Origin of the sequence: Catenulispora pinisilvae, assembly GCF_015356865.1 — a bacterium.
GTDB lineage: Bacteria > Actinomycetota > Actinomycetes > Streptomycetales > Catenulisporaceae > Catenulispora > Catenulispora pinisilvae.
Genome location: NZ_JAAFZA010000344.1, coordinates 1 through 8,685 on the forward strand (window position 1 = coordinate 1; position 8,685 = coordinate 8,685).

The window sequence follows — 8,685 nt, forward strand, 5'->3', positions numbered from 1 at the left end:
GGTTCTCGGGAGTCAAGTTCGCGCTGTACGCGGCCGCCACCTGCACGCCTGACCGCAAGGGCGCGGACTTTACTCCCGGGGTTCGGCGCTGTACCCCTTGGGGCTGACGACGCGACCGTGGGGAACGAACCGCAACCACCTCACAAACCGCCGCCGCAGGGCCCTGACCCGGCCACCCTATGGAACCGCGCCAGTTCCCCGAGGGAGCCAAGAGCCCCCGCCGGAGGCGCCGGCTCTTCATCACAGTTTTTGATCTTGCCCTTGACCTGGTTGTTGATCTTGCCCTTGACCTGGTTGTTGATCTTGCCCTTGATCTGGCTGTTGATCTTGTCTGTGGCCTTGGTGTTGATCTTGCCCTTGCTCCGACCTGCTGGAGTTGAAGAGGCCTGAGGTGCGGCGGGGTTGTGAACACGAAAACCGGCAGCCGACAAACACGCCCACCGCCCCGAACCCCGAACCGGCACAACCATGACCGAAGGCCGTAAAAAGCTCTGAAATCCACACCCCGACCGCAGCCCGGCCCGAAAACTTCAGCCCCCCAAAAACCCCGAACCCCGACAGCTCTAGACCTCCGGCTCTCCGGCCGTGCCCGCCGCTTCTGCTGCCGCAGACTCCATCTCTACCTCCGTCACGGCCTCCACCTCCGCCTCCGCCGCCAACACCACCCGAGCCGCCATCAAAGCCTCCCCGAGCAGGTTCAGCCCCTTCCACTTCGCCGGATCGTGCACCCGCTCATCCGTCGCGGCCAGCCCGATCCCCCAGATCCGGTCCACCGGGCTGGCCTCCACCAGCACCCGCGTCCCGGTTCCCAGCAGGAACGCCAGCAACTCCGGGTTCTGTCGGAACTTCGCCACGTTCGCCGCCGTCACGATCGCCAGCCGGTTGGCCACCCACGTGTCCTCGTCGAACCCGGCGATCGTCCGGCCCAGTGCTTTCGCCTCCTGCGGATGCCCGACGTCCACCACCTTCGCCGCGGTCTCCTCGTCCCCGAACAGCCGAGCCTTGCCCCACATCATGTAGTGCTCGGCCGTCGCGAACCGGACGCCTCCCACCTCGAAGGACGCCGGGTACCACTGGCTCAGGCACTCCGCGCCCACCATCCCCGGCTTCTTGGGAGTGTGTCCCCAGAAGAACAGATACTTCGTCGCCATGGCCTGATCTTCTCGCATGCCGCCGCGACAAGTCAGCGGGTTTGGAGTTGACTGGGGATCATGGCGACAGACTCCGAATACGCTCCCAGCCCCCGCGACCACGTTCGGGAGGCCGTCGAGCTGTACGAAGCCACCGACGGCCGCGAGGGCAACCTGATGAAGGGCTTGCCGGTCATCATCTTGACCACGGTCGGCAACAAGAGCGGCAAGATCCGCAAGATTCCGCTGATGCGGGTCGAGCACGACGGCTCCTATGCCGTCGTCGCCTCGATGGGCGGCGCCCCGAAGCACCCGGTCTGGTACTACAACATCGTGGCGAGTCCGGAGGTGGAGCTGCAGGACGGCGCCGTCAAGAAGACCTACGTCGCGCACGAGGCCACCGGCGAGGAGCGCCAGACCTGGTGGGACCGCGCCGTGCAGGCCTACCCGGAATACGCCGACTACCAGACCAAGACCGACCGCGTCATCCCGCTGTTCGTCCTCACGCCGCGCTGAGCGCCGCCGGCGGCCGCGCGGGGGAGTGCGGCCGCCGGGCCGGTAGGCTGGTGCGGGTGGAAAATGCGCACGGTGACCCGATAGACGCGGACGTGATAGACGCGGATGTGATAACTCAGGCCCCGGCGGGCTGGCATGCCGCTGAGCAGGCCGCCGAGCACACTGCCGAGCACACCTGCAAGCACACCTGCAAGCACGCTTGCGACCACGCCCCCGACCACGGCGCCGCGCACCCGCCCGAGCACCCCCGCGAACGGCACGCCCGGCACGGCTTGATACGCACCTTCCACCCCCGCCGCGGCCGGGCCAGCACCACCCAGGCCGACGCGCTGACCAGGCTCTGGCCGGTCTACGGATACACCATCCCGGACCCGCACCACGACTACCACACCCCCGAGGCCGCTCCCGACACCGCCTTCGACCGCGAGGCCCTGTTCGGCCGGCGCGCGCCGCTGGTGCTGGAGATCGGCTGCGGCATGGGGGAGGCGACCGCCGAGATGGCCGCCGCCGACCCGGACCGGGACTACCTCGGTGCCGACGTCCACACCCCGGGCCTGGGCAACCTGATCGCGCTGGCCGAGGCGCGCGGGCTGAAGAACGTCCGGGTGGCCCGCGGCGACGTGCTGTTCCTGCTGCGCGACGGTATCGCCCCCGGCTCGCTGGCCGCCGTGCACATCTTCTTCCCCGACCCCTGGCCCAAGGCCAAGCACCGCAAGCGCCGGATAATCCAGCCCGACACCGTCGCCCTGATCCGGGACCGGCTGCAAGTTGGCGGGGTCGTGCACTGCGCCACCGACTGGGCCGAGTACGCCGAGCAGATGCTTGAGGTGTTGCAGGCCGACCCCCGGCTGCGCAACCGTTACGCCGGGTACGCCCCGCGCGAGGCCGTCGGCCGTCCTCTCACCGGCTATGAGCGGCGCGGCCTGCGCGACGGCAGGCCCATCGCCGACCTGGTGTTCGAGAAGACCGCTGGCTGATCCCCGGCTGACCGCCGCCCGGACTGCTGGCTGATCCCCGGCTGACCGCCGCCCGGATCGCAGCCCGAATCGCAGCCCGGACCGTCGCCCGGACCACCGGGAAGGGGATCAGAACCCGGATACCCCTTCCCGTCCGTGTTCCCCTCGCTACATTGAGTGTGTGCAGCAGATCGCTTCCCGCAACGCGGTAGACGCCGAGATAGCCCGACTGGCGGGCCTGATGCTGGCCCGCACCGACGAGCTGACGGACCTGGTGCTGAACCGGGTCGCCGAGGAGTTCCCGCTCTACATCGGCATGATCGAGCCGGTGGCCCTTCACGCCACGATCAAGGACCACATCCACTTCGCCTTCGAGCCGATCACCCGCTACATGCCCCCGGACTCGCGGCCGGCGGCGACGTCGGGCCGGGACCGGGCGATGGAGGGCATCCCGCTGACCGTCATCATGGACGGCTACCGCATCGCCTTCGGCGTGCTGTGGAAGGAACTGGCCGGCACCGCCGACTCGGTCGGGCTGTCCACCAAGGCGGCGCTGCGGGCGGCCTCGGAGGTGATGGAGACCCTCGACGCGTTCACCCGCGAGAGTTCGGCGGCGTACAAGGAGGAGCTGCGCTACCAGGCGCGGCGTGAGGAACAGCAGCGTGCGGCCCTGGTGCAGGCGCTGTTGGAAGGGCGGCTGGACGACACGAACGTGTGGGAGGCCGCCGAACTGCTCCGGCTGCCGACCGTCGGCCCTTACGTCGTCATCGCCGCCCGGGTCGCCAACGCTGGCGAGTACGGCCTGCCGCACATCGAGCGGGAACTCGGCGGCATGGGCATCGATTCGGCGTGGCGCCTGATGCACGACGTCGAGGTCGGGGTGGCGCACGTGCCGCGGCCCGGCGACCAGTTCGACAAGATGGTCACCGCGCTGGCCGCCGAGGGCACCGGCCGGGTCGGCGTCAGCCCGCCCTACGATCACCTGCTCTCGACGTCGCAGGCCATGCGGCTGGCGCGGATCGCGATGCGCGGGGCGCAGGAGCGGCGCACGGTGGTGGTGTTCGGGCGCGATCCGCTGTCGGCGGCCGCGGCCAGCGCGCCGGACATCATGCCGCAGGTCGCCGATTCGGTGCTCGGCGGGCTGGACGGGCTGCCCGGGGAGGACCGGACCCTGCTGCTGGACACCTTCGGCGCCTGGCTGGACTCCGACGGCTCCGCCGCCGGGGCCGCCAAGCGGCTGTTCGTGCACCCCAACACCGTCCGCTACCGCCTGCGGCGCCTGGAGGAGCGGACCGGCCGCCTGCTGGCGAACCCGCGGTCGGTGGCGGAGCTGAGCCTGGCCTACGAGATCGACTGTGCGCTGGCCGGGGACGGCGGAGCGGCGGGATAAGCGTTTCGGCGTGGTCGCACACCCCGTTCGGCGTGGTCGAACATCCCGTTCGGCATGGTCGAACGCCCCGTTCGGCATGGCCGAACACGGTCGGACCCGGTCGAACTCGACTGAACGCCGACCGGCGGCAACCCGCGGGCGCGAGAATCGACGCCGTGGACACCGTGAACAGCGCCGATGGAATCGCCCAGCGCGCCATCCCCGCGAAAGTCGCCGCCGCTCAGCGCCTGGCAGCGCAGACTGGCTTCGCCAACTCCTGCCCGCCCGAGGTGGGCCGCCTGTTGAGCACGGCCGCCGCCGCGAAACCGGCCGGGGTGATCGCCGAGAGCGGCACCGGCGCCGGTGTCGGCACCGCCTGGCTGCACAGCGGCCTGGCCCCGGCCGCCAGGCTGGTCACCGTGGAGCGGGAGCCGCAGCTGGCCGCCCGCGCCGCCGAGCTCTTCGCCGACGACCCGCGCGTCGAGGTCCTGACCGGCGACTGGCGGCTGCTCGAAGCGCACGCGCCTTTCGACGTGTTCTTCTGCGACGGCGGCGGTAAGCGCGACGATCCAGAGCGCGTCATCGACCTGCTGGCGCCCGGCGGCGTCCTCATCATGGACGACTTCACGCCCTCGCCGCAGTGGCCGCCGCTGTTCCAGGGCCGGGTCGACGAGCTGCGCGTCTTCTACCTGACCCACTCCAGGCTGGCCGCCACCGAGGTGCTGACCACGGCCACCACCTCGGCGCTCATCGCCTCGCGCCTCGGCTGAGGCGCTGAGGCATGCCGGTCCCGCATCTGATCCGGAGGGAGGCTGCGGGCGGCCGGTGAGGGCACTACCGGACCGCCCGCTCCCGTCACCCCTCCAGGAACGCCATCAGTTCTCGATTGAACTCGGCGGCGCGGGTGACGATCAATCCGTGCGGTGCTCCTTGCATCCGCACCAGCCGGCAGCCCGAGACCGCCTCGGCGACCAGGACCCCGGTGCTCTCCACCGGCAGGACGGCGTCGGCCTCTCCGTGCACGACCAGGGTCGGGACCGTGATGGCCCGCAGGTCGTTGCGGAAATCGGTGGCCGCGGCCTGGCCGAGGGATTCGGCCATGCCCCGGTGCGAGGCCGCGGCGGCCAGCATGATGACCCGGGTGTGCAGCGGCTGCGGCATCACCGGCCGGGACGCCGAGGTGCCGGCGATCTCGAAGAACTTGGTCGCGAACCGGTGCAGGAAGCTGACCCGGTCATCGGTCAGGCAGCGCTGGTACTCGCGCAGCTTGGAGTCCTCCAGGAACCCCTCGGGGTGCGCGCCGGTCCGGCGCAGGTAGGGACCGGCCATCGAGACCAGCGCCAGCCGGGCGATCCGCTGGTTGCCGAAGCGGCTCAGGTAGCGCACCGCCGTGCAGGCGCCGGAAGAGAAGCCGACCAGCGTGGCTTCCCGCAGATCGAGGTGTTCCAGCAGCATGTGCAGATCCGCTGCCAGGGTGTCCGGGTCGTAGCCGCCGCGCGGCTTGGCCGAGGCGCCGAAGCCGCGGCCGTCGTAGGTCACCACCCGGTGGCCGGCCGCCAGCAGTGCGGGGACCTGGAACTCCCACTGGCCGACCGACAGCGGCCAGCCGTGGATCAGCACGACCGGGCGGCCCGAGCCCCGGTCCTCGTAGTGGATGTCGACGGGAAGGTGGTTCTCCTTGTCGACCGTCACCCGTGCCATGTGTCCGCACCTTTTCCAGGTTCCCGGTGGCGGGTCCTTCCTGCCACTAAGAAAATGGTCGCGGAAAGTGGCCTCCACGTCACTGTTCTGATGCACATGGCTGGCAGCCCCCGGTTGTGGCCGGGGATAAGGGCGGCGGCGTGCGGGCGCGGCACCCCTGGGTGCCCTCTGGGGTGCGCAATAATGCGCCCGGCCGTAGCCTGCCCACTATGGGTTCTGCTGAAGCGCACGTGGAGGCCGGTGGCCGCAGCGTCCGGATCTCCTCCCCGGACAAGCTTCTCTTCCCCGATGCCGGAATCACCAAACGCGACCTCGCCACCTACTACGCCGACGTGGCCGACGGGCTGTTCCGCGGCCTGGCGAACCGGCCGGTCGCGCTGAACCGGTTCCCGGACGGCCTGGGCGGCAAGTCCTTCTTCACCAAGTCCGCGCCGAAGGGCCTGCCGGACTGGGCCTCGACCGCGCACGTCACGTTCCCCAGCGGCCGCACCGGCGACGAGGTCTGCATCACCGAGCCGGCCACGGTGTTGTGGACGGTGCAGATGGGCGCGCTGGAGCTGCACGCCTGGCCGGTCCGCGAAGCCGACACCGACCACCCCGACGAGCTGCGCATCGACCTGGACCCGCAGCCCGGCACCGAGTTCGCCGAGGCCGTCGAGGTGGCGCGCGAGGCGTACGCGTTGTTCGAGGAGCTCGGCATCCGGCCCTTCGTGAAGACCTCCGGCGGCCGCGGCCTGCACCTGCTGGTCCGCATCGAGCCGCGCTGGACGTTCGTCCAGGCCCGGCGCGCGGTGATCGCGCTGGCCCGGGAGCTGGAGCGGCGGCGCCCGGAGCTGGTGACGACCTCCTGGTGGAAGGAGGAGCGCGGCGAGCGGATCTTCATCGACTTCAACCAGATGGCCCGGGACCGGATGACCGTCGCCCCCTACTCGACCCGGGCCCGCCCCGATGCCCCGGTGTCGATGCCGGTGCGCTGGACCGACCTCGGCGACGTCGCGCCCGGCGATTTCACGGTCAAGACAGTTCCCGCTCTGTTCGCCAAGAACGGCGATGCCAACGCCGAGATCGACGACACCGCGCACAGTCTGGACAGGCTGCTGGAGATGGCCGACCGCGACGAGAAGGACCGGGGGCTGGGCGACCTGCCCTACCCGCCGGACTTCCCGAAGATGCCCGGCGAGCCCAAGCGGGTGCAGCCGTCCAAGGCCCGCGCGGACGACAAGGCGCACGACGGCGACAAGGCGCACGACGCAGGCAAGGGCCGCGCCGCCGACTCCGAACAAGGGAGCTGAGATGGAGCTGCCGGTCATGCCCCCGGTGGAACCGATGCTGGCCAAGTCCGCGGCCAAGGTCCCGACCGGCGACTACCTCTACGAACCCAAGTGGGACGGCTTCCGCTGCCTGGTCTTCCGCGACGGCGACGAGGTGGTGCTCGGCAGCCGCGGCGGCAAGGACCTCGGCCGCTACTTCCCGGAACTGGTCGAGTCGCTGAAGGCGGCGCTGCCGGCCAAGTGCGTCCTCGACGGCGAGATCGTGGTGGTCCTCGACAGCCGGCTGGACTTCGACCGCCTCAGTGACCGCATCCACCCCGCCGAATCGCGGGTCAAGCTGCTCGCCGAACGCACCCCGGCCTCCTTCGTCGGCTTCGACCTGCTGGCGCTGTGGGACCAGGACCTCACCGGCCTGCCGTTCGTGGAACGCCGCCTGGCCTTGGTCGCGGCTGTGGAGGAACACGACTACGTGCACGTCACCCGCGCCACAGAGGACCCGAAGCGCGCGAGGACCTGGTTCGAGCGCTTCGAGGGCGCCGGGCTCGACGGCGTGGTGGCCAAGCCGGCCCAGGGTGCCTACACCCCCGGCGAGCGCAGCATGGTGAAGGTCAAGCACGAGCGCACCGCGGACGTGGTCGTGGCCGGCTACCGCCTGCACAAGAGCGGGCCGATCGTCGGCTCGCTGATGCTCGGCCTGTACGGCGAGGACGGGGTGCTGAACTACGTCGGCGGCTCCAGCGCCTTCACCATGGCGCGTCGCAAGGAACTGATTGACGAACTGGCACCGTACGTCGTCCCGGAAGGCGAGCCGCACCCCTGGGTGGACACCGAGGACACCGCCGACGCGGGTTCCGGCGCCGGCGGCGAAGACGCGCACCGCCGCCCCGGCACCCTGAACCGCTGGAACGCCGGCAAGGACCTGTCCTTCATCCCACTGCGCCCCGAGCTGGTCTGCGAAGTGCGCTACGACCAGCTCCAGGGCGACCGCTTCCGCCACAACGGCCGCTTCGTCCGCTGGCGCCCAGACCGCGACCCGCAGTCCTGCTCCTACGGCCAGCTGGACGTCCCGGCGGCCTATGACCTGGCCGATGTTTTCGGCTAGGGTTTCGCGCCATGGCCTGTCGTATCAGTGAGCTAGTCCTCGGGTGCCGCGATGCCGAGGTGTTGACCCGGTTCTGGTGCGAGGTGTTGGACTTCGTCGTGCTGGACCGCATGGACGACGGCTCGGTCGAGATCGGCCCGCGCGAAGGCTTCGGCGGCGCGCAGCCGACCATCATCCTCAGCGTCCGGGACGAGCCGGAGCCCGGCAAGTCCCGCCTCCACATCGATGTCAACGCCACCGACCGGGACCAGGACGCCGAACTGGAGCGGCTGCTGAAGCTCGGGGCCCGGCCGGCCGACATCGGCCAGACCGGGCAGGAGGCGTGGCACGTGCTTCAGGACCCTGAGGGGAACGAGTTCTGCCTGCTCAAGGCACGGATCAAGGAGCTTTGACCGCACGGCGGCCGGCACGACCGTGACGGTCCCGGCGACAGTGCGCGGTAATCGTGCGCGGGCTACCGGGACGGAACGCTAACCGCCCGGCCGCCCGGCTGACGCCGCGGAGAAGCTGTCGGCATTCAGGCCGACAGGAACCGATCGGCGCTTTCGGCCAGCGTCGCCGATCCGAAGATCCCGTAGTGCGTGGTGTCCGGCAGAACCGCCAGCCGATGCGCGCCCGGCCGCCCGGCCCCGTCCCACCC

Annotated in this window: 10 protein-coding genes; 7 read left to right on the top strand and 3 right to left on the bottom strand. The window is 70.5% G+C overall.

Features of this window, described 5'->3' with window-relative positions:
• Nucleotides 1-140 precede the first annotated feature (140 nt).
• Nucleotides 141-431, bottom strand: a complete 291-nt coding sequence (locus IZR01_RS45900; RefSeq protein WP_194927499.1) for a hypothetical protein — start codon at nt 429-431, stop codon at nt 141-143.
• 132 nt (nt 432-563) lie between these two features.
• Entirely contained in the window at nt 564-1,151 is a 588-nt protein-coding gene (gene ybiA, locus IZR01_RS45905) for a riboflavin biosynthesis intermediates N-glycosidase (protein WP_194927500.1), read from the bottom strand.
• A gap of 60 nt (nt 1,152-1,211) precedes the next feature.
• Between ybiA and IZR01_RS45910 the strand changes: the two genes are divergently transcribed.
• The 4 genes from IZR01_RS45910 to IZR01_RS45925 all read left to right on the top strand — a co-directional run bounded on the left by IZR01_RS45910 (nt 1,212) and on the right by IZR01_RS45925 (nt 4,741).
• Complete coding sequence (locus IZR01_RS45910) at nt 1,212-1,646, top strand: nitroreductase family deazaflavin-dependent oxidoreductase (protein WP_194899059.1); 435 nt, start codon at nt 1,212-1,214, stop codon at nt 1,644-1,646.
• 272 nt (nt 1,647-1,918) lie between these two features.
• Nucleotides 1,919-2,623 (top strand): tRNA (guanosine(46)-N7)-methyltransferase TrmB, encoded by a 705-nt coding sequence (trmB, locus tag IZR01_RS45915; RefSeq protein ID WP_194899064.1) that lies wholly within the window; start codon nt 1,919-1,921, stop codon nt 2,621-2,623.
• 160 nt (nt 2,624-2,783) lie between these two features.
• Nucleotides 2,784-3,992, top strand: coding sequence for a helix-turn-helix domain-containing protein (locus tag IZR01_RS45920; protein WP_194899060.1), 1,209 nt, complete (start codon nt 2,784-2,786; stop codon nt 3,990-3,992).
• 155 nt (nt 3,993-4,147) lie between these two features.
• Complete coding sequence (locus tag IZR01_RS45925; RefSeq protein ID WP_323746701.1) at nt 4,148-4,741, top strand: O-methyltransferase; 594 nt, start codon at nt 4,148-4,150, stop codon at nt 4,739-4,741.
• Between the two features lie 85 nt (nt 4,742-4,826).
• Here IZR01_RS45925 and IZR01_RS45930 read toward each other — a convergent pair whose 3' ends face one another.
• Nucleotides 4,827-5,672 carry an alpha/beta fold hydrolase gene (locus IZR01_RS45930; protein ID WP_194927501.1) on the bottom strand — a complete coding sequence of 282 codons (846 nt, stop codon included), beginning with the start codon at nt 5,670-5,672 and terminating at the stop codon, nt 4,827-4,829.
• 209 nt (nt 5,673-5,881) lie between these two features.
• On the opposite strand from IZR01_RS45930, the gene ligD reads away from it, so the two are divergent.
• Genes ligD through IZR01_RS45945 form a run of 3 tightly spaced genes read left to right on the top strand, consistent with a single transcriptional unit; the run spans nt 5,882 to nt 8,437 of the window.
• Nucleotides 5,882-6,964 carry a non-homologous end-joining DNA ligase gene (gene ligD, locus IZR01_RS45935; RefSeq protein WP_228561322.1) on the top strand — a complete coding sequence of 361 codons (1,083 nt, stop codon included), beginning with the start codon at nt 5,882-5,884 and terminating at the stop codon, nt 6,962-6,964.
• Nucleotide 6,965: 1 nt separating this feature from the next.
• Nucleotides 6,966-8,045 carry an ATP-dependent DNA ligase gene (locus tag IZR01_RS45940; RefSeq protein WP_194927502.1) on the top strand — a complete coding sequence of 360 codons (1,080 nt, stop codon included), beginning with the start codon at nt 6,966-6,968 and terminating at the stop codon, nt 8,043-8,045.
• An 11-nt stretch (nt 8,046-8,056) separates the two neighbouring features.
• On the top strand, nt 8,057-8,437 hold the full coding sequence (locus IZR01_RS45945; RefSeq protein WP_194899063.1) for a VOC family protein: 381 nt from the start codon (nt 8,057-8,059) through the stop codon (nt 8,435-8,437).
• The last annotated feature ends 248 nt before the right edge of the window (nt 8,438-8,685 follow it).